At 71.7% G+C, this 23,472-nt stretch carries 21 protein-coding genes and 3 tRNA genes; 11 read left to right on the top strand and 13 right to left on the bottom strand.

From position 1 onward, the window contains the following. Nucleotides 1-49 precede the first annotated feature (49 nt). Genes ABEA62_RS05365 through ABEA62_RS05355 form a run of 3 tightly spaced genes read left to right on the top strand, consistent with a single transcriptional unit; the run spans nt 50 to nt 2,915 of the window. Nucleotides 50-700, top strand: a complete 651-nt coding sequence (locus ABEA62_RS05365) for a response regulator transcription factor (protein WP_286214344.1) — start codon at nt 50-52, stop codon at nt 698-700. Then, on the top strand, nt 697-1,869 hold the full coding sequence (locus tag ABEA62_RS05360; protein ID WP_286214345.1) for a sensor histidine kinase: 1,173 nt from the start codon (nt 697-699) through the stop codon (nt 1,867-1,869). Before ABEA62_RS05365 ends, ABEA62_RS05360 begins: the two co-directional genes overlap by 4 nt. Next, on the top strand, nt 1,866-2,915 hold the full coding sequence (locus ABEA62_RS05355; RefSeq protein WP_286214346.1) for a hypothetical protein: 1,050 nt from the start codon (nt 1,866-1,868) through the stop codon (nt 2,913-2,915). Before ABEA62_RS05360 ends, ABEA62_RS05355 begins: the two co-directional genes overlap by 4 nt. Before the next feature lie 38 nt (nt 2,916-2,953). Here ABEA62_RS05355 and ABEA62_RS05350 read toward each other — a convergent pair whose 3' ends face one another. Next, the gene (locus ABEA62_RS05350; RefSeq protein ID WP_286214347.1) at nt 2,954-3,343 is read right to left on the bottom strand and encodes an SHOCT domain-containing protein; all 390 of its coding nucleotides are present in this window, start codon (nt 3,341-3,343) and stop codon (nt 2,954-2,956) included. A gap of 126 nt (nt 3,344-3,469) precedes the next feature. Further along, nucleotides 3,470-3,545: transfer RNA gene (locus ABEA62_RS05345), tRNA-Arg, on the bottom strand. Nucleotides 3,546-3,689: 144 nt separating this feature from the next. Here ABEA62_RS05345 and ABEA62_RS05340 point away from each other — a divergent pair. Further along, nucleotides 3,690-4,337, top strand: a complete 648-nt coding sequence (locus ABEA62_RS05340; RefSeq protein WP_345378976.1) for a TetR/AcrR family transcriptional regulator — start codon at nt 3,690-3,692, stop codon at nt 4,335-4,337. 58 nt (nt 4,338-4,395) lie between these two features. Here the strand turns inward: ABEA62_RS05340 and ABEA62_RS05335 are convergent. The 7 genes from ABEA62_RS05335 to ABEA62_RS05305 all read right to left on the bottom strand — a co-directional run bounded on the left by ABEA62_RS05335 (nt 4,396) and on the right by ABEA62_RS05305 (nt 11,261). After that, nucleotides 4,396-4,487 (bottom strand) — tRNA-Ser (locus ABEA62_RS05335). Between the two features lie 97 nt (nt 4,488-4,584). Beyond that, nucleotides 4,585-4,672 (bottom strand) — tRNA-Ser (locus ABEA62_RS05330). A 7-nt stretch (nt 4,673-4,679) separates the two neighbouring features. Continuing rightward, nucleotides 4,680-5,108, bottom strand: a complete 429-nt coding sequence (locus ABEA62_RS05325; RefSeq protein ID WP_286214350.1) for a hypothetical protein — start codon at nt 5,106-5,108, stop codon at nt 4,680-4,682. A gap of 85 nt (nt 5,109-5,193) precedes the next feature. Further along, nucleotides 5,194-5,796, bottom strand: coding sequence for a GTP-binding protein (locus tag ABEA62_RS05320; protein ID WP_286214352.1), 603 nt, complete (start codon nt 5,794-5,796; stop codon nt 5,194-5,196). After that, nucleotides 5,777-6,175 carry a DUF742 domain-containing protein gene (locus ABEA62_RS05315; protein WP_286214354.1) on the bottom strand — a complete coding sequence of 133 codons (399 nt, stop codon included), beginning with the start codon at nt 6,173-6,175 and terminating at the stop codon, nt 5,777-5,779. Before ABEA62_RS05315 ends, ABEA62_RS05320 begins: the two co-directional genes overlap by 20 nt. Before the next feature lie 2 nt (nt 6,176-6,177). Beyond that, entirely contained in the window at nt 6,178-6,618 is a 441-nt protein-coding gene (locus ABEA62_RS05310) for a roadblock/LC7 domain-containing protein (RefSeq protein ID WP_286214355.1), read from the bottom strand. A 62-nt stretch (nt 6,619-6,680) separates the two neighbouring features. Then, entirely contained in the window at nt 6,681-11,261 is a 4,581-nt protein-coding gene (locus tag ABEA62_RS05305) for an ATP-binding protein (RefSeq protein ID WP_345378970.1), read from the bottom strand. 174 nt (nt 11,262-11,435) lie between these two features. Between ABEA62_RS05305 and ABEA62_RS05300 the strand changes: the two genes are divergently transcribed. Then, entirely contained in the window at nt 11,436-12,437 is a 1,002-nt protein-coding gene (locus ABEA62_RS05300; RefSeq protein ID WP_345378968.1) for an NAD(P)H-quinone oxidoreductase, read from the top strand. On the opposite strand, the gene ABEA62_RS05295 is transcribed toward ABEA62_RS05300, so the two are convergent. Further along, entirely contained in the window at nt 12,406-13,260 is an 855-nt protein-coding gene (locus tag ABEA62_RS05295) for an HAD family hydrolase (protein WP_345378966.1), read from the bottom strand. The two genes, ABEA62_RS05300 and ABEA62_RS05295, sit on opposite strands and share 32 nt — an antisense overlap. A 2-nt stretch (nt 13,261-13,262) precedes the next feature. Next, nucleotides 13,263-14,534 carry a serine--tRNA ligase gene (serS, locus tag ABEA62_RS05290; RefSeq protein ID WP_286214359.1) on the bottom strand — a complete coding sequence of 424 codons (1,272 nt, stop codon included), beginning with the start codon at nt 14,532-14,534 and terminating at the stop codon, nt 13,263-13,265. A 37-nt stretch (nt 14,535-14,571) separates the two neighbouring features. Between serS and ABEA62_RS05285 the strand changes: the two genes are divergently transcribed. Then, nucleotides 14,572-15,807, top strand: coding sequence for a diacylglycerol/lipid kinase family protein (locus ABEA62_RS05285; protein WP_286214361.1), 1,236 nt, complete (start codon nt 14,572-14,574; stop codon nt 15,805-15,807). A gap of 5 nt (nt 15,808-15,812) precedes the next feature. Here ABEA62_RS05285 and pheA read toward each other — a convergent pair whose 3' ends face one another. Both pheA and ABEA62_RS05275 read right to left on the bottom strand, forming a co-directional pair. Then, nucleotides 15,813-16,745 carry a prephenate dehydratase gene (pheA, locus tag ABEA62_RS05280; protein ID WP_286214363.1) on the bottom strand — a complete coding sequence of 311 codons (933 nt, stop codon included), beginning with the start codon at nt 16,743-16,745 and terminating at the stop codon, nt 15,813-15,815. After that, nucleotides 16,742-17,608, bottom strand: a complete 867-nt coding sequence (locus ABEA62_RS05275) for a glycosyltransferase (RefSeq protein WP_286214364.1) — start codon at nt 17,606-17,608, stop codon at nt 16,742-16,744. Before ABEA62_RS05275 ends, pheA begins: the two co-directional genes overlap by 4 nt. A gap of 120 nt (nt 17,609-17,728) precedes the next feature. Between ABEA62_RS05275 and pgm the strand changes: the two genes are divergently transcribed. The 5 genes from pgm to ABEA62_RS05250 are packed head-to-tail and all read left to right on the top strand — an operon-like array spanning nt 17,729 to nt 23,289. Beyond that, complete coding sequence (pgm, locus tag ABEA62_RS05270; RefSeq protein ID WP_345378961.1) at nt 17,729-19,402, top strand: phosphoglucomutase (alpha-D-glucose-1,6-bisphosphate-dependent); 1,674 nt, start codon at nt 17,729-17,731, stop codon at nt 19,400-19,402. Between the two features lie 46 nt (nt 19,403-19,448). Further along, nucleotides 19,449-20,150, top strand: a complete 702-nt coding sequence (locus tag ABEA62_RS05265) for an LppM family (lipo)protein (protein WP_286214365.1) — start codon at nt 19,449-19,451, stop codon at nt 20,148-20,150. 40 nt (nt 20,151-20,190) lie between these two features. Next, nucleotides 20,191-21,078 carry an LppM family (lipo)protein gene (locus ABEA62_RS05260; protein ID WP_286214366.1) on the top strand — a complete coding sequence of 296 codons (888 nt, stop codon included), beginning with the start codon at nt 20,191-20,193 and terminating at the stop codon, nt 21,076-21,078. Next, nucleotides 21,075-21,962 carry an LppM family (lipo)protein gene (locus tag ABEA62_RS05255; protein WP_345378957.1) on the top strand — a complete coding sequence of 296 codons (888 nt, stop codon included), beginning with the start codon at nt 21,075-21,077 and terminating at the stop codon, nt 21,960-21,962. Before ABEA62_RS05260 ends, ABEA62_RS05255 begins: the two co-directional genes overlap by 4 nt. A 55-nt stretch (nt 21,963-22,017) precedes the next feature. Further along, nucleotides 22,018-23,289 carry an MFS transporter gene (locus ABEA62_RS05250; RefSeq protein WP_345378955.1) on the top strand — a complete coding sequence of 424 codons (1,272 nt, stop codon included), beginning with the start codon at nt 22,018-22,020 and terminating at the stop codon, nt 23,287-23,289. Nucleotides 23,290-23,472 lie beyond the last annotated feature (183 nt).

Raw genomic sequence — 23,472 nt, 5'->3', positions numbered from 1 at the left:
TGACGACCGAGAATCGACTAGGATTCGGTCTCGTAGAAGGGGGTGAACCGTGGCCGCAGCGTCCGCACGCCGGGTCATCGCTTTGGTCGAGGACCACGCGCTGATCTCCTTGGGCTTCCGGGACCTGGTCGAGGGGACGCCCGATCTCGATCTCGCGGGACTCGTCGAGACCGTCGATGCGCTGCCCGGCCTGGGCCGCACCCTCGATCTCGTGGTGCTCGACCTGCGTCTCGCGGACGGGTCGACACCCGAGTCCAACATCGCCGCGATACACGCGCTGGGCGCGCACGTGCTCATCTACACCGGAGGCGAGGACCGGCGCCTCATCCAGTCGGCCGCGCGGGCCGGGGCGCTGGGCCTCATTCGGAAATCCTCCGAACCCGACGTCCTTCTCGACGCGATTCGCACGGCTGCCGCGGGCCAGGAGGTGTTCGGCACCGACTGGGCCGCCGCGATCGACTCCGACGACTCGATCGCGGACGCCAGGCTCAGCGCGCGCGAACGCGAGATCCTGTCGCTGTACGCCTCGGGCCTCACCGCCTCTTCGGTCGCGCGTCACCTGGGAGTGTCGCGCGAGACGGTGGCCGACTACGTGAGCAGGATCCGCCGCAAGTACGCCGACGCGGGCCGCCCCGCACAGTCTCGCGTCGACCTGTACAAGCGTGCCCTCGAGGACGGTCTTCTCGAGGGACCTCAGTGACCGTCGCCGAGCATCCGGCACGCGAGCGCATTCAGCGCACCCTGCTCTTCGCGCTCGGCATCGGCGGACTCATCTTCGGGGCGCTGATGGCCACCGGCGGCTCGGGCTTCCTCGCGCAGATCGGCCAGCTCCGCTCGCCGTTCGGCATCGCCACGGTCGTGGTGGGTGTGGGGATCCCCGTGGTGTACCCCGTGCTGTCGCGCACCATGCCGATCCGTCCGCTGCTGGGCCTCGCGGGCGGCACGTCGCTGGCGTTCCTCGCGATCCAGGTGGCGTGGCCCGCCTTCATGATCGACGACGTCCTCGCGGACGACACCACGCCATGGCTCCAAGGCGTGACCGCGATCCATGCGACCGCGCTCGCGATCGCGTGGCCGCGACCCCTCGTGTGGCTGTTCCCGTTGCTCCAGGGCCCGGTGGTCGCAATGGTGCAGGTCCAGGTGAGGGACGATGCCGCGCTCGAGGCCGTCCTCGACGGCCTGGGGGCGGTGATCTTCTGCCTGATCGTCACAGGGGTGTCCGTGGCCCTCATCGCCGCTGGCGATCGCCAGGACGCCGCGGCCGAGCACGCGCGCGAACAGGCCGCCCTCGAGGCCACGCGGCGCACGCGCGAGGCCGAGCAGACCCGTATCAATGCGATCGTGCACGACGACGTGATGTCGGTCCTGCTTGCCGCCTCGCGCGTCACGCCACCCGCGGAGCTCGCCGACCAGGCGCGACGCGCGATCACGCGCGTCGAGACGCTCGCGAGCGGGCGCAGCGAGTCGCGCGACTACGATCCCGAAGAATTCGTCGCGGTCGTGCGTTCGACCGCGGCGGCGCTCGCACCCGAGGTCCCCGTGCGGTACGCCGTCGACGGCGAGTCGCCGCTTCCCGCCGGGGTCGTGGCCGCCTTCGCCGAGGCGACGGCGGAGGCCATGCGCAACGCGCTCGGCCACGCCGGTCCCGACTGCGGCGCGCGCGTGGAGATCGATGTCGACGACTCCACGGCCCGCGTGGTGGTGTCCGATCAGGGGCCAGGATTCTCCCCCGCCAAGGTCTCCCAGCGACGGCTCGGCATCCGCGTGAGCATCCTCGAGCGCATGCGCGCCGTCGCGGGCGGAGACGCTGAGATCAGCTCAAGCCCCGGCACGGGAACCACCGTGACGCTCGCGTGGAGCAGGCCGTGAGTCGGGCGGATCGCGTGACGGCGCCTCAGGCCTCGCGCACGGTGGACGTCAGTAGGCTCCTCGCGCTGCGGTCGGAGGGTGCCGCGCTCATTCTCGGCGTCTTCGTCGTCACCAACATCGTCTTCACCGTCACCACGATCGACACGCTGTCGGTGGCCTGGCCCGCCTACGTGGCCGCGGTCATCGTCTCCGCCGCCGGCGTGCTGCTCGCGCGCCCCCATCCCGACCCGTTCCCCTTGCGAGACTCGTTGCTCGTGATCGGGGCGGTGATCGTGTCGACCGCGCTGATCTCCTGGTGCCTGCCCACCGAGGGTCCGACGGGACGTGCCTCGTGGCACCTGGGATCCAACACGTGGCTGCTGTGGTTCCTCATCCTGCGCGGGCGGGCCGGATTCGCATGGATGGCCGCGGGCCTCATGACCGCCATCACGGCGGCGTGGACCGTGAGCACCGGACGCTCGGTGCTCACGGGGGTGATGATGGTCGACACGCAGCTTGGGCTGCTGGTGGTCGCGACGCTGTTCGTCGCGAGCCTGCGCCGCACCGCGCATCGCATCAACGCCCTGACCGAGCGCTCCGTCGACGCCTCGGCAGCGGCGGCGGCCGCCGAGGCGGGGCGCCAGGTGCGGTTGCAGCGCGCCGCAGAGGTCGCGGTCGCCTCGAGGCCACTCCTCGAACGCATCGCCACGGGCGAGCCGCTCACAGACCAGGAACGCGCGGCGGGGCGCGAGGGCGAGGCGCGGCTACGAGACGGCGTGCGCGGACGCTCTCTCGCGACCCCGGCCGTGCTCGACGCCGCCGCGGCCGCGCGGAGCAGGGGAGTCGACGTGACACTCCTCGACGACCGCGGCACCGGCCTCGCGGGCGGCGACGCGATGGCGAGGGTCGAGACGCGCGTCGCGCGGATCCTGGGCGATGCCACCGAGACGGTCACGGTGAGACTCTTGCCTCCCGGCCGCGAGGCGGCGCTCACCGTCGTCGCGATCGCCGGCGACACGGTCACGCGGCTCGCGCTCGACGAGGACGGACGCGACACGGCGGCCTGACCCCGCAGGGCCAGACCGCCGTGACGGAGGCGTGAGGACTACGCGAGCGCGCGGGCCTTGAGCGTGTCGAACTCCGCCTGGGAGATCGCGCCAGCGTCGAGCAGCTCCTTGGCCGCCTTGATCTCCGCGGCCGGTCCGGCCTCGTCGATCAGGCCGCGCGTGTACTCGACCTGCGCGGCGCGCACCTGCTTCGCGGCGACGAGGTCGCGCTCGGCCATCCCGCGGCCCCGCGCGAAGATGTAGATGAGCGAGCCGAGGATCGGGAGGACCACCAGGAGCAGGGTCCACGCGATCTTGCCGGCGACCGAGAGCTGCTCGTCCCTGAAGATGTCCATGACAAACCGGATGACGAGGAAGATGAAGGAGATCCAGATCGCGAACCACAGCGACCACAGGAGGATGTCCACAAAGTGAGAGAGGAAGTCCATCGCAGTGCCTTTCCGCAGCGAGGACGGGCGTCCGGGCTGACAACTCGCACGCTAGACCCTGGGGGGTACCTCAGCGCCTGGCAAGCCCCGGAAAACGACGAAGGCCGGACCCTGAGGTCCGGCCTGTGGCGCGCCCGGAGGGATTCGAACCCCCAACCTTCTGATCCGTAGTCAGATGCTCTATCCGTTGAGCTACGGGCGCATGACCCTTGCGAGCCGAGACACAACTATACAGGGTCTCGAGGCGTGGTTGCGCACGCTCGCGCCGCTCGTCTCAACGATGCATCACCGCCACCACGCGGGTCTAGAGTCGAGACACCGGGACAACGACGTTCGGGAGGCGGTCATGACACAGCAGGTGAGCATTCAGGGGCCCGGCGGCGATCGCCTCAGCCTCGCCGACGACGAGCGCACGGTACTCGCCGCGGCACTCGAGGAGATTCGCGAGCACGGCTATCGCGACGGCTCCTTCGCGCGCATCGCCCGTCGCGCGAGGCTTGAGCCCGACGAGCTGTGCCGGCGGTATCCCGACGAGCGGCTGCTCCTCGTGGACGCGCTGCGGTACCGCGACGACCTCGGGATTGACCTGCTTCCCGCCGCGCAGCGGGACGGCCGAGCCCTGCTCCAGGGCTTCATCGACGTCGCGCGCTTCTCGAGCGAGACACCGGGTTCGGTCAAGCTCTTCGCGATCCTGTCCGCCGCCGCGACCGCGCCCGACCACCCCGGCCACGAGTACTTCCGCGAGCGCTACGCGTGGCTCCGCGAGCTCTTGATCGACGCGCTGCGCGAGCTCGAAGAGGAGGGAGAGCTGCGCCGCAAGTCCGATCCCGAGGAGATCGCCGCGCAGGTGATCGCCCTTCTCGACGGCTTGCAGGTGCAGTGGCTGCTCGACCGCACCGCGGTCGACCTCGAAGGGCTCGTACGGGGCTTCCTCAACCGCCACCTGCACCGGCCGCTGTCTCCCGGCCGTCCTCTCGTGCTGCCGGGAGACTGAATCGGAGCATCGTCCTCACGCAGTCGAAAGGCCCCTCCGAGGAGGGGCCTTTCTGAAGCGGAGACGGTGGGATTTGAACCCACGGAGGAGGTATAAGCCCCTCACGGTCTTAGCAGGACCGCGCACTAGACCTGACTATGCGACGTCTCCAAGGGTGCCCAGGATAGCGGGCTCGGGGTGGCGCGGGCAAAAGCCCTCCCGCTGGGTCCCGACGCGGCACGCGCGACGGGCCAGGCCGAACACTGAGCGGAGAGTGCGGGATTCGAACCCGCGGAGACGGGTTACGCCTCAACAGTTTTCAAGACTGTCACCTTCGGCCGCTCGGTCAACTCTCCTTGGCGCCTAGGCGCCGGTGACATTGTGCCAGCCCGGAGCGAGGCCCGGGCTCAGCACCTGCAGCTCGTAGAGCTCGGAGGCCCGGGCGAGCTCCGCGTCGTACGTGAGGATCGCGTGAATCTCGGGATGAGCGACGGCCGCACCCAGGTGCAGCGCCGCGAAGGGCTTGAGCACCGCAACCGCATGCGTCGACACCGACATGTTGTGCTCCGAGAACCGGATCACGGGGATCGACGCTCGCACCATCTCGACCACGTCGAAGGCCTTGGACTTCTGCTCGCGCGGATACAGCTCCGCGGCCTGGCGCAGCTCCGTGAATCCCAGCTGGGTGGTCGCGAGCTCCCCGATGCGCGGGACCGCGAAGTCGTTGAACTCGTCGAAGTAGCGCACGCCCGGCAGGAACCTGCACAGGGCCGAGCCATCGACGTAGATCACTGTGCAAGGGTAGCGCCGGACACGGGAGCGCCCCCGCAACCGGCCTCAGCCCGGATGCGGGGGCGCTCCCCGTTCATGGTGGTGGTCAGCGGTCCTTGATGCGACGCATCGCGAGCTGCACCACCGAAATGAGGGCCTGCTTGGTCGCGGCCTTCTCACGGGCGTCGGTGTACATCACCGGGACGTCGTCCGGGATGCCGAGCGCCTCGCGGACGTCCTCGAGGGTGTGGCGCGCCACGCCGTCGAAGCAGTTGACGCACACGACGAACGGGATGCCCCGGCCCTCGAAGTAGTCGACCGCGGGGAAGCACTGATCGAGACGCTCGGTGTCGACCAGCACCACGGCGCCGATCGCGCCGCGCACCAGGTCGTCCCACATGAAGAGGAAGCGATCCTGGCCCGGCGTGCCGAACAGGTAGAGCCACAGCGACCCGGGCAGCGCGATGCGGCCAAAGTCCATGGCGACCGTCGTGGTGGTCTTGCGGTCGGTGACGCCACCCGCATCGTCGACGCCCACCGAGTGCTCGGTCATGGCGGCCTCGGTATTCAGCGGGTCGATGTCGGAGATGGAGCCGATGAAGGTCGTCTTGCCGACGGCGAAACCGCCTGCAATCACAATCTTCACGACCGTGGGCGCGGCGTTGACCGCGGGAGCGGCGACCGCCGCGTTAGAGGGCTGCGATGCCATCGAGGACACTCTCCAGGAGGCTCAGGGACAGTCCGCCGGACGAGTCGTGAGTCGACTCATCCTGCGCGGTTCCGCCCACGTGGATCTTCAGATAATTGACTGCGGCAAGATCCGTCACCAGCACCCGGACCACACCCAGCGGAAGCCGGGTGTGGGCCGACAGCTCGGCCACGGACTGGTACTCCCCTGAAGCGAGCTCCAGGATCTTCTTCTTCTCAGGGGTGAGCCCCGTCAAAGCCTTGGTGTCGGTCGTGGTCTCGACCAGCGCCTCCATCGGGAGGTCCGTGCTCGCGGCGCTGACACGCCCGCCCGTCACGGCGTACGGCCGTACGGTGTAGGCCTCCTCCTCGCCGTCGTGCGGCATCGTCGCGTCGCTCATGGTTAGGCCCGCGTCTGGCCGTCCGTCGGGAGGTTCTGACGCATCTCGGTGATGAGCTGAGGCGTGAGCGCGTTCTCGAAGCGCGACACGAGCAGCGTCATCTCATAGCCCACGAGGCCCACGTCGCACGTCGAGTCGGCGGCCACCGCGAGCACCGAGCCGTTCGACACGCTCATGAGGAACAGGAATAGCTCGTCCATCTCGACGATCGACTGGCGCACCTCGCCGGCCTGCAGCTGGCGCGCGGCGCCACGCGTGAGGCTCGACATGCCCGCGACGATCGCGGCGAGCGTGTCGCCCTCCGTGCGGTCCAGGTTCTTCGACATCGCCATGAGCAGGCCGTCGGCGCTCACCACAAGCGTGTGGCGGGTGCCGGGAACGGACTCGACGAAGTTGTCCAGGAGCCACCCGAAATTGGTGGCCTCGGTGCTGAGGGCGGTCACTAGTACTCCTTGAGGGTGGTGGCCTGCGGGGCCGTGCGGGTGTGGTCGATAAGGGTCATGGTCTACTCGTTCGCCGGCTGCGGAGTCGAGCGCAGCTCGAGCTCCTCGACGTCGGAACGGGCGCGCTGCGTGCCCGAGTAGAAGCTGCTGAAGCGGTGGCGAACGGCCTCCGCGTCGCGGTCCTTGGGGGTCAGCGTGACCTCCTCGGCGATCGGGGTGACCTCGACGGGCTTCTCGGTCACCGCGCGGCGCTTCTGCAGTCCCGCGCGCGTCTTCTCCACCTTGGGGCGCGACTCCGACAGCGAGCTGAGCTCCGAGAACACCGACCTCGTGAGGTCAGCCTCCTCGTCCGCGTGGTAGCGACCCGACGGGTGGTCCGTGTCGAGCCTGGGCTCATACGTGGTCGCGGCGGCCTCGAACGTCGCCGCCTCGAGTGCCGAGGCGCCAGCGGCCTCCCAGCCGAGCGGGTTGGCAAGCTGCTCGGGCGAGAACGCCGCGGGCTGAGCCGGCGCGGGCTCGGGTGCCGCTGGCGCGGGGGTGAACGCGAAGGGCTCCGCCACGGGTGCACCGGGCTCCGGCGCGAACGATGCCGGGGGCGGTGTCGGCGCGGGCGTGGGGGGCAGATACGGCGCGGGAGCGAAGGCCGCCGGCGCCGTCGGAGCGGTCGCCTCGGGCTCGAACGCGGAGACCGCGGGCGCGGGTGCGACGGGCTCGTTCGAGATGGGGGCGAACGGTGCGCGGGTGGGCATGGCCGATGCGGGCGACGGCTCGTCGTCCTTGCGGCCACGGCCAAAGAGCCGGCCGAAGAACCCGGCGCGACCGGCCTCCTCGCCCGAGGCCTGGGCGATGATGTCGTCCATGCTCGGGTGCAGCGCGACGTAGCCGTACGGGTCGCCCAGCGCCACCTGGGTGACGCCGGCGTCCGCAGCGGCCTCGGGCTGCGGCTCGGGCGTCGTGGGACCGGTCACGAGCGGCTGATACGGGGCGGGCTCCGCGGGTGCCTCCGCGACCGCCGCCGCGGCCGTCGCGAACGCGGCCGCATCGAGCCACGGTGCGCGGGCCGACGCCTCCTCGTGCTCGACGGCGGCCTCCATCGCGGGCTCCGGCTCGTAGACGGGCTCGGCGATTGCCGCGGGCGCGGGGGCCTGGGCCCAGGGCAGGGCCACGGGCTCGGGCTCGGGAGTGGCAACCGGTGCATCGTCCTCGAGCACCGGCACGGAGGCAGGAGCGGGCTCGTGCTCGTCGGCGGCGAGCGCCGCGACCTCGTGCTCGTCGGGCTCGAGACCCGGGATCGAGGCCGGGTCGAAGGGGGCGAAAGCGTCGGGCTGCAGGGCCGGCTCGGCGGCGGCGAACGGCGCTCCATAGGGGGAGCGAGCGAACGGCGACGCGGGAGCAGCAGGGGGGTCCTCGGACACGACCTCGCGTGCCGCGGGCTCCTCGACAGCGGGCTCCTCGACAGCGGGGCTGCGGCGCGCGAGCGGCGCGAGCGGCATCTCGGAGGTGGACAGCTTGGGCATCGAGAACGTCGGCAGGGCCGGCGCCTCGGGCTCGGGGGCCACGACGGGCTCGGGGTCGGCGGCGGGCTCGGCGTCCGCCGCGGGCTGGAGATCCGTGACGGGCTCGGCGTCCGCGACGGGCTCGGCGTCCGCGACGGGCTCGGGGACGGACACGGCCTGCTGCGATGCCTCCTGCTGAGCGGCGGCGGCGCGGCGGATCGCGTCGAACGCGGCGAACGCCCCTCCCACAGAGGCCGGCGTGGGACCGGACTCGTGGACCTCGGGAGTCGGCTCGGCGGCGGGCGGCACGACGGGGACCGCGCCCGTGGTCGGCGCGGGCTCGCTCTCGCGACGCGGGCGGAACCCGCGGAACACGGAGGCGCGCTCCTCGGGCGTCTGCGGAGCGACCTCGGCGGCGGACACGGCGGGGGTGAACGCAGCCTGCTCCGCCTCGAGCGCGCTGAGCTGGTCGGCCGTGGCACGCACGGGCAGACCGATGACGTTGCGCTCCTCGCCCGACGCGGAGTCGTCGTCCTGCGAGCGGCGACGACGGGTCGGCAGTCCGACACCCGAGACACCCTCGGTGAGGTCGGCGTGCGACACCGGCGTCGCGACGGGCGCCGCGGAGGCGTCCGCGGCGATCAGCGCCTCGATGTCGGCCGGCATCGGGATCGAGTCGTCGTCCTCCTCGACCGTGCGGCCGGACAGGCTCGCGCCCTCGACCATCGCGGCGGGAGCGTACGCGTCCGCGGCAGGCACGAGCGACGCAGCGGCCGACACGGCGGGTGCCGCCGGCTCCGGCATGGCGGGCGCGGGTGCCGCCGTCTCGGACGGGGCAGAGGGGGCGGGAAGTGCGTCCGGCTCGGAGTCGTCAACGGCCTCGAAGAGCGCGGACGGCAGCAGCACGGTCGCGACAGTGCCGCGACCCTCCTCCGACGCGATCGCCACCTGCGCGCCGATACGGCGAGCAATGCGGCCGACCACGAACAGGCCCAGGCGCTGCGCACCCAGGATCTCGGAGGCCGCCGAGGACTGGACGCGGGCGTTGGCCTCCGCGAGCTCCTCCGGCGTCATGCCGATTCCGGAGTCGATGACCTCGACGGTGAAGCCGTCCACGGTGCGGCCCGTCCGGATGACGACGCGCGAGCCGGGGTCGGAGAACACCGTCGCGTTCTCGAGCAGCTCCGCGAACAGGTGCGCCGCGGTGAGGGCCTGGTGGCCGAGCATCGCGGGGTCGACGATGAGCTCGAGGTCGATCCTCTCGTACAACTCGATCTCGGACGATGCCGTGCGAACCACGTCGGACAGCGGCATGGCCCTGCGCAGGCGACGGCCCGTGTCGATGCCGGCGAGCACCAGGAGCGACTCGGAGTTTCGACGCATTCGGGTCGCGAGGTGGTCGAGGGCAAACAGGCGCGTCAGGCGGTTCGGGTCGTCCTCGGTGCGCTCCATCTCGTCGATGCTCGCGAGCTGGCGGTTGAGCAGCACCTGGTCGCGGCGCGCGACGTTGACGAACATCTCGGAGATCGATCCACGCAGGGCGGCCTGCTCACGCGCGATCTCGATGGTCGCGGCGTTGACGCCGTTGAACGCCTCTGCGAGGCGGCCCACCTCGTCCTGCGTCTCGACGGGGATCTGCACCTCGGACACGTCCACGGTCTCGCCGGGCTGGGCGACGCGCTCCACCAGGCGAGGGAGCTCCTCGCGGACCGCGGTCGCCGTCGTGGTGAGGCGGCGAAGCGGGTTGACGATCCGGCGCGCGATGGCGAACGTAATGATGAGCGAGACGACGATCGCCGCGATGCCGATCGCGATAGTGACGATCGCCTGGGTCAGCGCGCTCGACGTGGTCTCGTTGACGCGAGCCTCGGTCATCTCCCACGCCTGATCACGCAGGGGCGCGTACTGCGCGACCTCCTCGTCGACCTTCGCGGGCCAGTCGGCGGATCGCGCGGACACCAGCGACGAGTCGAGTCCGTTGAGGATGCGGTTCTGGAGCGTCGAGAACGAGTTCGCGGTCGAGCCCCCGGACGCACCCAGCGCGGGCACCTCGATCGCGGGCGACACACCCGCGCCGCGGGCCTGCGCGTCTTCAAGCGCGATACGCGTGCGCTCGACGATCGTACGAGTCTGGGCGATCTCCGCCGTGACGAAGGTTCCCTGACGGATGAGGCGGTTGAAGACGTCGCCCTCGTAGCGGATCGACTCGATGAGCTGGTCGAGCGCGCCATACGCCTGCAGGGTCGACACGACCTCGCGGTCGGGGACGGCGATCGCGACCGCGTCGGTTGCGGCGACGAAGGTGCCGATCACCTCGGTGTAGAAGTTCGTGACGGTGGCCGTGGAGGCCTGGCCCGACATGACGCCCTCGCGCACCTGCGGGAGCGCGTCGCGCAGCTCGGCACCCGTCGCGACGGCGGCGAGCGCCTGCGCGTTCTCATCGGTCACCGCGACCTTGTCGGCGGCGGCGGCGATGGCGTCGAGGCCCTCGTCGATGGTCGTGAACGTGGTCTCGAGGGTCGCCTTGTACTCCGCGGGGTCAATGAACATCGTGCGCGCATACACGCGCTCGTTCTCGATCGAGTACGACAACGCGGCGAGGGGGATGCGCAGGTCGAGCTCGTCGGGGGTGCCAGCGGCGATCTCGTCGAGACGCTCGATGGCGGCGTCATACGCCGCGATCATCGCGTCCGTCTCCTCGGTGGTCGGCAGGCCGATCCACTCACCCGCCGCGCTCGCCGGGGTGATGCTCACGGCACGCGGTGCGGCCAGCATCGCGTCGCCCGAGCCGCCGACCGCCTCGGTGGCGGCGGCCAGGATGCCCTCGGCACGCGGGTCCTCCGAGCGTCCGGCCGCGGATGCGAGGGCGTCGTAGCGGGTCGTGACCTCGTCGCGCGCCACGGCCAGCTTCTCCGTCGAGTCCTGGATCGTGTGCACGAAGTTCAGCGCGGCCTCACGCTCGAGCTGCAGGCTGTCCTGCGTCTCGCGGGCCTCACCGAGCGTGTCGACGAGCTGCTGCGCGTTCGCGGACGTGCGGTAGTCGCCGATGGCGGACAGACCGATGTACGCGACCGTCGACAGCAGCACGAGAACGGGCACCATGACGACGGCGAGGAGCTTTCCCCGAATACCGAGCCTCTGGAGCATGAAACCTTCCCCTCACGTGCCGCCGCACAGCCCTGACGTCGCTGTGCATGGATTCGAGCGGCCGATCCCCCCGTGTATCGGCGTACAACGGGGAAACCTGAGCTCTCATCCGCGCGGGATGTACGTTGAGAGGATATGCGGCGCGAACTATGACGCGAGAACCGGAGATATTTCATGAAGGTGTCATTCGCGACGGCATCGGCAGACGCGAGCGTGTCCTCCCTGGAAGAGGCCCCCGACCCGGTTCCCGCCACCGGGGAGATCGTGATGCGGATCACAGCCGCGGGGGTGAACAGGGCGGACCTCCTCCAGCGTCGGGGCCTGTATCCACCGCCCCCCGGGGCGCCCGCGTGGCCCGGGCTGGAGGCCGCTGGAGTGGTCTCGGCCGCCCCTGCATCGTCCCGATGGAGGGTCGGTCAGCGCGTGTGCGCGCTGTTGCCCGGAGGGGGCTACGCCGAGAGTGTGGCCGTCCACGAGTCGCTGGTGCTGCCGGTTCACGACAAGGTGAGTGACGTCGAGGCTGCCGCACTCGTCGAGGCGGCCTGCACGGTCGTGTCCACCCTGGATGCGGCCGATGCCGTGGCCGGGGACACCGTGCTCGTGCACGGCGGCTCGGGCGGGGTGGGGACGCTCGCGATTCAGATCGCGGCGGCGCGCGGCATGCGTGTGCTGGCCACCGCGGGCGGACCCGAGCGGGCACGCCGATGCGAGGAGTTGGGGGCGGCACGCGCGTTCGACCACCGCGGCGAGGAGTGGTCGGCGTTGGTCGAGGCGGAGGGCGGCGCCGACGTGATCCTCGACGTGATCGGCGCCGCGGCGCTGGGTGCGAACCTGCGCGCGCTGCGCACCGGTGGGCGGCTCGTCGTCATCGGCCTCCTCAAGGGCAGCCGTGGCGAGCTCGATCTGGGGATGCTGCTTGCCAAGCGCGCGAGCGTCCTCGGCACCACCCTGCGGTCGCGTCCCCTCGAGGAGCGCGCCGCGATCGTCGCTCGTGTCGCGCGCGAGGTGTGGCCGCTCGTGCCCGACGCCGTGCGCCCGATCGTGCATGCGACCGTCCCGCTCGCGGAGGCGCACGAGGCCCATCGCCTGCTTGAGTCGGGTGAGGCCTTCGGCAAGGTCGTGCTGACGATCGAGGAGGAGGGCCCTACAGGACGGCGAGCCGGTCCGGATCGATGAGGCGGTCGAGCACCGTCAGGACGCCGTCTTCCTCGACCGACCCGACCACCTCGTCGGCGGCGGCGCGCACGTGGTCGGGAGCCGTGCCCATCGCCGCCGAGTGCCCCGCCCAGCGCAACATCTCGATGTCGTTGTTGCCGTCTCCCACCGCCACGGTGTGGTCGGGGTATACGCCGAGCTGGCGGCGCAGGGTCTCGAGCGCCGAGGCCTTCGACACCCCGGGCGGGGTGAGGTCGAGCCACGCTGAATACCCCACGGCGTAGGTGACGTCGTTGAGCCCGATCCTGTGCACGAGCGTGTCGAAGTGGCTGACGTCCACGCCCGGCGCCCTGATCACCACGCGCGTAGCCTCGTCGTGGCACAGCTCGTCGAAGTCGGCGACCACGCGCTGGCGGCCCACGAGCTCGCCCTCGGGGAACTCACGGTTGACGAGGAATCCCACACCCAGGTCCTCGACCGCGTAGAACGCGTCGGGGAGCTCGGTGCGGATGAGCTCGAGCGCGGCCCGGGGGTTGAAGGTCACCCTCTCGACGATGTCGTAGCCTCCCGCCGCGCCGGGGTTGAGGCGCACCGTGACGGCCCCGTTCGAGCACACCGCCCATCCGCGCCTGATCCCCAGCTGCTGGGCGACCGGCATCATGCCGACGATGTTGCGCCCCGTCGCGAGCACCACGTGATTGCGGCACATGCGCGCGCGCTCGACCGCGTCGACCACGGCGTCGGACATGTCGCCGCCCCAGTGCATGAGCGTGCCGTCGATGTCGAGGCCCACGAGTCGCCACGCATCGTTGGTCAGCGGGGGGCGCATCTCGCGGTCGCTCATGGTCAGCGCACCGGCTCGAGCACCTCGAGCCCGCCCAGATAGGGACGGAGCAGCTCGGGGACGTAGACCGAGCCGTCGGCCTGCTGGTGGTTTTCGAGGAGGGCAACCAGCCATCGCGTCGTGCCGATCGTGCCGTTGACCGTCGCCACCGGCTCGTTGCCTTCCTCGCGGCGCTCACGAATCGCGAGGCGGCGCGCCTGATAGGTGGTGCAGTTGGAGGTCGACGTGACCTCCATCCACCGCTCCTGCGACGGCAGCCACGCCTCGCAGTCGAACTTGCGCGCGGCGCTCGACCCCAGGTCGCCCGCCGCGGTGTCGATCACGCGGTACGGCAGCTCGAGCGCCTGCAGCATGCGCTCCTCGGTCTCGAGGAAGCGCGCGTGCTCCGCGGCGGCGTCCTCGGGGCGGCAGTACGCGAACATCTCGACCTTGTGGAACTGGTGGACGCGGATGATGCCGCGCGTGTCCCGTCCGGCCGATCCCGCCTCGCGGCGGTAGCACGCGCTCCAGCCCGCGTAACGCAGCGGCCCCGGCTCGAGGTCGACGATCTCGCCGGAGTGATAGCCGGCCAGGGCCACCTCGGAGGTACCCGTGAGGTAGAGGTCGTCACGCTCGAGGCGGTAGATCTCGTCGGCGTGCTTGCCCAGAAAGCCCGTGCCTGCCATGACCTCGGGTCGCACGAGCGTGGGCGTCATCATGGGCGTGAAACCCGCGTCGAGCGCAGTGGCCATCGCGGCGTTGAGGACGGCGAGTTCGAGTCGCGCACCGATCCCGGTGAGGAAGTAGAAGCGCGCGCCCGAGACCTTGGCGCCCCGCTCCATGTCGATCGCGCGCAGTCCCTCGCCCAACTCGAGGTGGTCCTTGACCGTCACACCCTCGGCGGCGAAGTCGCGCGGGGTGCCCACGTGGCGCAGCACCGCGAAGTCGTCGGGGCCGCCGGCAGGCACGCCCGGCTCGGGGAGGTTGCCCAACGACCGGGCGAGCTCGACCGCGGTGGCCGCCGCGGCATCGGCCGCCGCCTGCAACTCCTTGACGCGCGCGGCGAGCTCCTTGGTGCGGGCCAGCAGCGCCTGCTTCTCCTCGCCCTGCGCGCGCGCCACGTCCTTGCCCAGCGCCTTCTGCTCCGCGCGGGCCGCCTCGAACTCCTGCATCGCCGCGCGATTCGCCGCGTCCGCGGCGAGCACCTGGTCGACCGTGCCGGGGTCCTCGCCTCGGGAGATCTGGCTCGCCTTGACGACGTCGGGTGCGGCGCGCAGCAGCTTGAGGTCGATCATGCGTGCCAGTCTAGAGGTGCGCAACTAGGCTCTTTCCATGACAGTCGTGGCGTTGACATTCGGAGCGGTCGCGCTGCTCCTCGCCCTGGTGGCGCTCGCGCTCGTCGTGGGGCTGGCCAGGAGGATCGGCATCCGCGACCCCGCTGCGGTGCCCCCGACGTGGCGGCGACTGCTGCGGATCCAGACCATGCGGTCGCTCGACCTGGGCGCGGCGGCCGCGCGCGCCGACGCGCACGAGCGGGTCGCGTTCATCGCGAACCCGACCAAGGCCGGCGTCGCCGAGCTCCGCGAGCACGCGATGCGCGCGTGCGCGATTCGCTATCTCCCCCAGCCGATGTGGCTCTATACGACGGCCGATGATCCCGGCGTGGGCCAGACGCGCGAAGCGCTCGCGGCGGGCGCCGATGTCGTGGTCGCCGTGGGCGGCGACGGCACGGTGCGGGCGGTCGCCGAGGCCCTCGCGGGCACCGGGACGCCCATGGGCATCCTGCCGATGGGGACGGGCAACCTCTTCGCGCGCAACCTGGACCTGCCGCTCGGCGACACCCCCGCGCTGCTGCGCACCGCTCTCGAGGGAGCCGAGCGCCGCGCGGACGTGGGCTGGCTCGAGCTCGCACGCACGCCGGACGGCGAGGGCGACGGCGAGCGACACATCTTCCTCGTCATCGCGGGTGCGGGCCTCGACGCGGAGATGGTCGCCGGTGCAGATGATCAGCTGAAGAAGCGCCTGGGCTGGGTCGCGTACTTCTTCGCGGCGATCCGCCACCTGGGCAAGCGCATGGAGGCGTCGATCTCGGTCGACGGCGGCGATCCCGTGGTGGGCCGCATGCGCACCGTGCTCATGGCGAACGTCGGACGGCTGCCCGCGGGCATCCAGCTCATCCCCGACGCGAGCTTCGACGACGGCAAGATCGACATCGCGACGCTCGACGCGCGCGGCGGCATCGTCGGATGGACCGAGCTGTTCGGGACCGTGGTCGCGCAGGGCGCCGGTCTCAAGGAGCCGCGCGTCAATCGCTTCTGGCGCAACTCGCGGATCGACCACGCGCGCGGCGAGGCCTTCGAGATTCGTGTGAAGGAGCCGCAGAAGGTTCAGGTGGATGGCGAGTCGCTCGGCCGAGCCACGCGCATCAAGGCGGAGGTTCAGGCCGATGCCCTGGTGCTGAGGGTGCCCGCATCCACGGTCGCGGGGGCCGAGGCCGTCGAGGACGCCGAGGCCAATCCCGAGGCCGAGCCGACCGAGGGCACGGAGGACGTCGCGCGCGACGAGTAAGGGGGCTAGTGGCGCCCGGAGCGCAGGCCCTGGACCCAGGCGCGGGCCTCGGAGAAGTCCTCGGCCGAGGTGCCCGGCGTGATGGGCGTCGGATAGCCGGTCGCGGCCGGATACGAACCCAGGAAGGTCACCACGGGGTTGGTGCGCCGCAGGCCCATGAGCGCCTCCGCCATGCGCGGCTCGTCGATGTGGCCGAGTGCGTCGATCGAGAACGAGTACTCACCGGGGCGGTCAGAGCGCGGGCGGCTCTCGATGCGCGAGAGGTTGACCCCGCGCGCGGCGAACTGTTCGAGCATCTCGAGCAGCGCTCCCGCACGGTCGTCCGGCAGATGCACCACGAGCGTGGTCTTGTCCGCGCCGGTCGGCGCGGGCACCGCGGTGGGTCGCCCCACCTTGACGAAGCGCGTCGCCGCGTGGGCGTTGTCGGCGACACCCGCCGCGAGCACCTCGAGCCCGAGCCGGGCGCCCAGCCCGGGAGGGGCGAGAGCGGCCTCGAACCCCGTCGCGCCCTGCGCGAGCTCTCCCGCCGCGGCGGCGTTGGACGTCGCGGACACGTGCACGGCACCCGGTAGGCGATCGGCGAGCCAGCGCCTGCACTGCGCGAGGCCGTGCGAGTGGGCCGCGACGGCCGTGACGTCCTCGATCGCGGTGCCGGGGCGCGCGACGAGTTCGAAGGACACGGGGAGCACGACCTCACCCAGAATCACCAGCGGCGCACCCGCCGCGAGCGTGTCGAGCGTCGCGGTCACGCCACCCTCGACGGTGTTCTCGATCGCCACCACCGCGTAGTCGACGTCACCGTCGCGCACGGCCGCGAGCGCGGTCAACACGTCGATCGCGGGGACGGCCTCGACCTCGGAGGGGTCGACCATCGCGAGCAGCGCGGCCTCGGTGAAGGTGCCGGAGGGACCCAGGTAGGCGTAGCGCGGAAGCGTCACGCGTCCTCCCTCGGGTCGGATGCCGCCTCGGGGCGGCGACGAACGATGGCGGCCCGGGTCGAGTCGATCGAGGCGCGCACGCGGCGCGTGCTCACCGCCGTCAGGACCTCACGGTACCGGTTGGCGCGTCCCATGGGAGTGCGGTCGTCGATCGACGGGCCCTTGTGCCTGATGTCGCACTCGACCTCCGTGATCGCGAGTCCCGCCGCGAGCACGTCGAGCGTCATGCCCGGCTCGAGACCCGATCCGCGGGCGAGCGGAAGCGACGCCTCGAGCGCCTCGCGGGTGACGCAGCGGATGCGGCTCAGCGGCTGGCGCGGCGACCATCCGGTCGCGCGCTCAACCGCGGTGCGCGCAATCCCCGAGGGCACTCCGGGGGCGACCGCCTGCGCATCGGTGAGCGCGATCGCGAGGTCGCACACGCCCTCGAGGACGGCGGGCACGAGGGGCGCCGCACCGATCGCGTAGTGGCCCAGGTTGGGGTCGAGCAGCAGGACCGCGCGGGGCGGGGCGCCCGGCTCGTCCCTCATCGCGATGACCGAGGCGCCGGTTTCGACGGCCGCGGAGCGTCCGCGCACGTGGGAGTGGCGCACGACGACTGCGCCGGCCCGGCGCGCGAGGTCCTGGGTGTTGTCCGTCGAGCCGTCGTCCACCACGAGCACGAGGTCGACGCCGGGGATCGCGAGCGCGGCCCGGACCGTGGCGGCGATGCGGCGCGCCTGGTCGTGCGCCACGATCAGCGCGGCGGCCGCGGGACCGGGCGTGACGGGCGGCCCGGAGCGCAGGCGCGGCAGTCGTCCCCGCGCGGGCCTGGCGCCCTCTCCGGCGGCCCTTCGCGGCGCAGATCCCTCGGCTGCTGACACGTCGTCCAGCCTAGTCACTCGTGACCATCCCTCTCACCCGTCTTTGCCGTTTCGTGAACATTCCGTGACCCGACACACGGTCCCTGGCACCTGTCGGACCGGCGTGGAAGAGTAGGGGTCATGCATGAGCGCGCAGGCACCATCGCCCTTCCCGAAGACCTCATCGACGTCGACGCCCTGCTGGGTGAGTATTACGACAAGGTTCCCGACCCCTCGGTCCCGGATCAGCGGGTCGCGTTCGGCACCTCGGGGCATCGCGGCAGCGCCTTCGACACGGCCTTCAACGAGGCACACATCGTCGCGACCACCGCCGCGATCATCGAGTACCGCACCGCCCAGGGCTACGACGGACCGCTCTTCATGGGCAAGGACACGCACGCGCTGTCGGGACCCGCGTGGGAGACGGCCCTCGAGGTGCTCGCCGCCGCGGGCGTGCGCGTCATGATCGACGCGCAGGGCCGCTTCACCCCCACCCCCGCGGTGAGCCACGCGATCCTCGTCGCGAACGGCGCCACCTCGCCCCAGGGTCTGCGCACGTCGGGGCGGGGCCTTGCGGACGGCATCGTCATCACGCCCTCCCACAACCCCCCTCGCGACGGCGGCTTCAAGTACAACCCCCCGCACGGCGGCCCGGCCGACACCGACGCCACGTCGTGGATCGCGAACCGCGCCAACGAGATCCTCGCCAAGGGCTGGAGGAGCGTGCCGCGGTTCCAGCTCGCCAAGGCGCTCGCCGCCGACACCACGCAGAAGCACGACTTCATGGCCGCCTACGTGCGCGACCTGCCGTCCGTGATCGACATCGACGCGATCCGCGAGGCGGGCGTGAGGATCGGCGCTGACCCGCTCGGCGGCGCGGCCGTCGACTACTGGGGAGCGATCGGCGAGGAGCACGGGCTGAACCTCACCGTCGTGAATCCCGAGGTCGACCCGCGCTGGGCGTTCATGACCCTCGACTGGGACGGCAAGATCCGCATGGACTGCTCGTCGCCGTCCGCGATGGCCTCGCTGCGCGGCCTCATGGCGGGAGACAGCGCGCCCTATGACATCGCGACGGGGAACGATGCCGATGCCGACCGCCACGGAATCGTCACCCGCGACGGGCTGATGAACCCCAACCACTACCTCGCCGCCGCGATCGCCTACCTCTACGGCGGGGCGCGCGCGCAGTGGCCGGCGGATGCCAGGATCGGCAAGACGCTCGTCTCGTCGAGCCTGATCGACCGCGTCGGCGCGGACCTCGGTCGCCCGGTGCTCGAGGTGCCGGTGGGCTTCAAGTGGTTCGTGCCCGGCCTGCTGTCGGGAGAGGTCGGCTTCGGCGGCGAGGAGTCCGCGGGGGCATCATTCCTGCGCCGGAACGGCGGCGTGTGGACCACCGACAAGGACGGCATCCTGCTGTGCCTGCTCGCGTCCGAGATCACCGCCGTGACCGGGGCGTCGCCCGCCGTCCTTCACCGCAGTCTCGTGGAGCGCCTGGGCGAGAGCTGGTACGCCCGCGTGGACGCCGCGGCGAGCAAGGACGAGAAGGCCCGCCTGGGCGCGCTCGCTCCCGAGCAGGTGCCCGCGACCTCCCTGGCGGGCCAGCCCATCACCGCCAAGCTCACCGCGGCGCCAGGCAACGGCGCGAAGATCGGCGGCCTCAAGGTCACGACGGACGATGCCTGGTTCGCCGCGCGCCCGTCCGGCACCGAGGACGTGTACAAGATTTACGCCGAGTCCTTCGTGTCCGAGTCGCACCTGGGCGAGGTCCAGGCCGCCGCGCGCGAGGTCGTGTCGGAGGCGCTCGAGGGCTGAGCGCGCCTGCGCGACGTCCCGGGGGCGGCGTGCCACCCTGGTGCGCATGAGGACAGCGACCGTGTGGGGTGCGCTCGCGCTCGCCGTCGTGCTGTCCGGCTGCATGCGCTTCGACGCCCACCTCGAGCTCTCACCAGACGACACGGTCGACGGCGCCTACGTGTTCGCGGTCCGCGAGGGCACGGGCGCCGCGCTGGGGACGTCGGACCGCGAGGCCGCGGAGCAGCTCTACGCCGAGTCCGGGTTGTCCGCGACCCTGTCTCATGCGCGCCAGCACGGGTGGAGCGAGGGCGAACTCGTGGGCACCGAGGTCACGTTCCGCAACGAGCCGCTCACGGAGTTCGCGCCCACCGCCGATCGCTTCGGCGTGACACGCGAGGGCGACGAGTTCGTGGTGTCGGGCCCCGCGTCGGCGGTCACGGAGGAGGACGCCGCGTCGCTCGAGGACGCGCGCCTCACCGTGTCCGTGACCTTCCCCGGGCCGGTGGCATCCGCGAATGGTCAGGTGGACGGCAGGACCGTGACGTGGGACCTCGTCGGCGGTCCCGAGGTGCTCGAGGCGCGCGGCTCGGCAGTGCGGGAGACCTCGGCGGTGCCGGGCGTCCTGGCCGCCCTCGTCGTGATCGGCGCGGCGGCGGCCACCGTGGCGGCCCGGCGCAGGCCTTCCCGGCCCACCCAGGCGCGGAGGGCAGCGCCCCGCCCGGCCACGGCATCGTCCCTGCGTCCACCCCCGCCCCACGCTCGGTAGGGGTTGGCGCGGCCACCCCGCTCATGGGAGGGTTCAGGGCATGAGAACCACTCTCCGCGCGATCGCCCTCGGCCTGGTGGCGACGCTCGCCCTCGCGGGCTGCCTGCGCATCGACATGTCCATCACCCTCAACGAGGACGACACGGCCGACGGCTCGTTCCTCATGGCCGTCGAGAAGGGCTCGGGCGAGGCGTTCGAGATGACCGACGAGGACCTGGTCGAGCAGTTCTCGTCCGAGACCGGGGCCGACTTCGAGAACGGGACCGTCGAGCCCTACGAGGACGACACCCACATCGGCCAGCTCATCACCTTCACGGGCGAGCCGCTGGCGGGCCTCGACGAGGGCGACGGCTCCATGAGCATCACCCGCGACGGCGATGACTACGTCGTGGCCGGAGCGTTCGACGCGACCGGCGGCGAGGACATGGGTTCCATCCCCGGCGCGGAGATGACGCTCGCGATCACGTTCCCCGGCCCCGTGTCGGAGCACAACGGCACGCTCGAGGGCACCACGGTCACGTGGGACCTCATGACGCTCGACGAGGACCTCAGCGCCCGCGGCGCCGCGAGCCCCGACACCGGACTGCCGCTGTGGGCCTGGATCGCGATCGGCGCCGGCGTGCTGGTGCTTGCGGGCATCGCCGTGGTGCTCGTGGTGGTGCGCCGCCGTCCGGCGCCCGCGGGCGAGGCCGCCTTCGCTCCCTACGCGCCGGTGACCGATGCCGCCGCGGCCCCCGCACCGACCGGCACCTTCGAGCCCGTCCCCGCGCCCGCTGCGGGCGACACCGCGGTGTTCGCTCCGCCCGCCACGCCGGAGGCGGTCGAGGCTGCCGAGACGGCGCCGATCGAGCCGTCCGTGCCGGTGGAGACCGCGTCCACGGAGCCCGCTTCCAGCGACGACGCTCCGGAGGAGAACCCCTCGCGATGAGGCGACTCGGTGTCGTCCTCGCCGGCCTCGCGCTGGTCCTCACGGGCTGCGTGCGGGTCTCGACCGAGACCACGCTCGGCGAGGACGACACCTTCTCTCAGCACGCCGTGGTCGCGATGACCAGCCAGGCGCGCACGGCGCTCACGCAGCAGCTGGGCGACCTCACCGGGATGGACCTTCCCGACGGCGTCGAGGTCCCCGACGTGCCGCTCGACGTGGACTCGCTGCTCGACGTCGAGGCGATTAGCGAGCAGCTCGCGCCCCTCGAGGAGGCGTATCCGGGCTCGGTCACGGTGTCCGAATACAGCGATGACGACGGCCGCGAGGGCGTCGAGATCGACGTGGTCGACGTGCCGCTCGACGCGATCACCGAGGCGGCAGGGTCCACGCCGTTCGGCGCGGGCACCGCGATCGTCCGCGAGGGCGACGCGTTCGTGGTGACCATCGAGACGGGCGCCGCGAGCCAGGCCGCCTCCCTGGGAGGAGCGGGCGATCAGCTCGCGCTCATCGAGAGCGCCGTCGACGTCGAGGTCGCCTTCACGTTCCCCGGGCTGGTGCGCGAGGCCAGCGCCGGCGAGATCACGGGCAACACCGTGCGCCTGGGGCTCGGCGACCTGCTGTCGGCGGACGAGATCCGCGTGGTCGGCGGCGCCGAGTCGCAGTTTGACTGGGGCCCGTTCGTGCGGTGGGGCCTGGTCGCGCTGGGCGCGCTCATCCTCATCGGCGGCGCCGCGGCCCTCATCGTTCAGGACCGCAGGCGTCGCTCGCGCACGCATCTGCCGCCGCCGCGGGACACCGCGGGCGACGGCATCGGCACGCTCGGCGAAGGCGGCACGCCTCGCTCCCCGGAGGGGGACGACACCCCGCCCGCCGCATCGTCCTGACACACGGTGCCATGGCGCCCCGCGGGTGTCCCCGCGGAGTGAGAGCATTGCCCTCGTGCTCGACACCTATCGCTCGATCCTGATTCACCCCGGCGCCAAGGCCTTCGCCTTCGCGGGGCTATTGGCGCGCCTGCCGATCTCGATGTTCAACATCTCCATGATCCTCATGGTGCAGCTGCAGTACGACAGCTACGCGATGGCGGGCCGCGTCGCGGCGATCGGCACGCTCGTGTGGGCGGCACAGACGGTGCCGACCGCGCGGCTCGTCGACAGGATCGGGCAGCGTGCCGCGATGATCCCCCTCACGATCATCTTCGTGGCGGGGGCCAGCATGGCCATCTGGACCGCGATGACGCGCGGCCCCGAGTGGCTGCTGTGGGTGTCGGTCGCGATCGCGTCGCTGCAGGGGCCGCTCGGATCTCTCACCCGCGCGCGGTGGTCGCACCTGCTGCACTCCGACAAGGACATCCACACCGCGTTCGCTCTCGAGGGCGCGCTCGACGAGGTCCTGTTCGTCGGCGGACCCGCGCTCGCGACGATCCTCGCGACGCTCGTGTGGCCGCCGCTGGGCGTGGTCGTGTGCCTCGTGGGGCTCGTCGTGGGCATGACGATCCTGCTCGCCCAGCGTGGCACCGAGCCCGCCCCGCGCGGCGCGGACTCGGGCAGCTCGCTCGGCTGGAAGCTGCCGCCCGCCGTGATCGCGGTGTCGCTGGTCGCGCTGGGGATCGGCGCGATGTTCGGCGCATTCGACATCTCGGTGGTCGCGTTCGCGGAGGAGTCGGGACATCAGACGCTGTCGGGCGTGATCATCGCGGTGGTCTCCGCCGGCTCGCTGCTGGGCGGCCTGCTGTACGGAGCGCGTCACTGGCGCACGGCGCTGTGGAAGCGGACCGTGATCGGCGCGCTGCTCATGGCGGCCGGGTTTGGCTCGCTCGTGTTCGCGCCCAACATCGCGGTGCTCACGGTGCTGGGGCTGTTCGCGGGACTCACGATCGCGCCGACCCTCACGAACGCCGACACCGTCGTGCAGCGCGTGGTGCGCAGGGACCAGATCACCGAGGGCATGGCGTGGCTGCGCATCGGCATGGGCGTGGGCATCGCGTTCGGCGCGTGGATCGCGGGCGGGCTCATCGAGCAGGCCGACGCACGCGCCGGCCTGGGCATGTCCGCCCTGGGAGCGGGGCTCGCCTTCGTGCTGGTCATCGCGTTCGCCGGCGTCTTGCGCCGCGGCACCGAACGCGGCGACGCGGAGGGCGCGGACGATGCCCCGCCCCCGTCCGAGCGCGAGGAGTCCGTCGAGCAGCCTCCGCTGCCGCCCCACATGTAAGAGTTCCCCACTCAGGGACCTAGGTCCCCGCTGGGGGCGCCGCGGGACGGTTACCGTCGTTGTCACAGGACGTGGGGTGGCAAGGAAGCCATCCTCTAGAGCGTGGCTCGGGCGACCATCCGGGGACTTGGTCGCCCGGGCCGCACCCCTTCCGAGCGTCGGCGTCCCGCTCCCTCCCCCAGG

The sequence above is a fragment of the Demequina sediminis genome (assembly GCF_039545075.1).
In the GTDB taxonomy this organism is placed as follows: Bacteria; Actinomycetota; Actinomycetes; order Actinomycetales; family Demequinaceae; genus Demequina; species Demequina sediminis.
This window is presented reverse-complemented; position numbering and strand designations above follow the sequence as displayed.

Excerpts from the sequence above, each read along its gene's own strand:
- ABEA62_RS05350 (WP_286214347.1), bottom strand. The coding sequence starts at position 3,343 with ATGGACTTCCTCTCTCACTTTGTGGACATCCTCCTGTGGTCGCTGTGG.
- ABEA62_RS05340 (WP_345378976.1), top strand. The coding sequence starts at position 3,690 with ATGACACAGCAGGTGAGCATTCAGGGGCCCGGCGGCGATCGCCTCAGC.
- ABEA62_RS05320 (WP_286214352.1), bottom strand. The coding sequence starts at position 5,796 with ATGGCATCGCAGCCCTCTAACGCGGCGGTCGCCGCTCCCGCGGTCAAC.
- ABEA62_RS05315 (WP_286214354.1), bottom strand. The coding sequence starts at position 6,175 with ATGAGCGACGCGACGATGCCGCACGACGGCGAGGAGGAGGCCTACACC.
- ABEA62_RS05305 (WP_345378970.1), bottom strand. The coding sequence starts at position 11,261 with ATGCTCCAGAGGCTCGGTATTCGGGGAAAGCTCCTCGCCGTCGTCATG.
- ABEA62_RS05300 (WP_345378968.1), top strand. The coding sequence starts at position 11,436 with ATGAAGGTGTCATTCGCGACGGCATCGGCAGACGCGAGCGTGTCCTCC.
- ABEA62_RS05295 (WP_345378966.1), bottom strand. The coding sequence starts at position 13,260 with ATGAGCGACCGCGAGATGCGCCCCCCGCTGACCAACGATGCGTGGCGA.
- serS (WP_286214359.1), bottom strand. The coding sequence starts at position 14,534 with ATGATCGACCTCAAGCTGCTGCGCGCCGCACCCGACGTCGTCAAGGCG.
- ABEA62_RS05285 (WP_286214361.1), top strand. The coding sequence starts at position 14,572 with ATGACAGTCGTGGCGTTGACATTCGGAGCGGTCGCGCTGCTCCTCGCC.
- pgm (WP_345378961.1), top strand. The coding sequence starts at position 17,729 with ATGCATGAGCGCGCAGGCACCATCGCCCTTCCCGAAGACCTCATCGAC.
- ABEA62_RS05265 (WP_286214365.1), top strand. The coding sequence starts at position 19,449 with ATGAGGACAGCGACCGTGTGGGGTGCGCTCGCGCTCGCCGTCGTGCTG.
- ABEA62_RS05260 (WP_286214366.1), top strand. The coding sequence starts at position 20,191 with ATGAGAACCACTCTCCGCGCGATCGCCCTCGGCCTGGTGGCGACGCTC.
- ABEA62_RS05255 (WP_345378957.1), top strand. The coding sequence starts at position 21,075 with ATGAGGCGACTCGGTGTCGTCCTCGCCGGCCTCGCGCTGGTCCTCACG.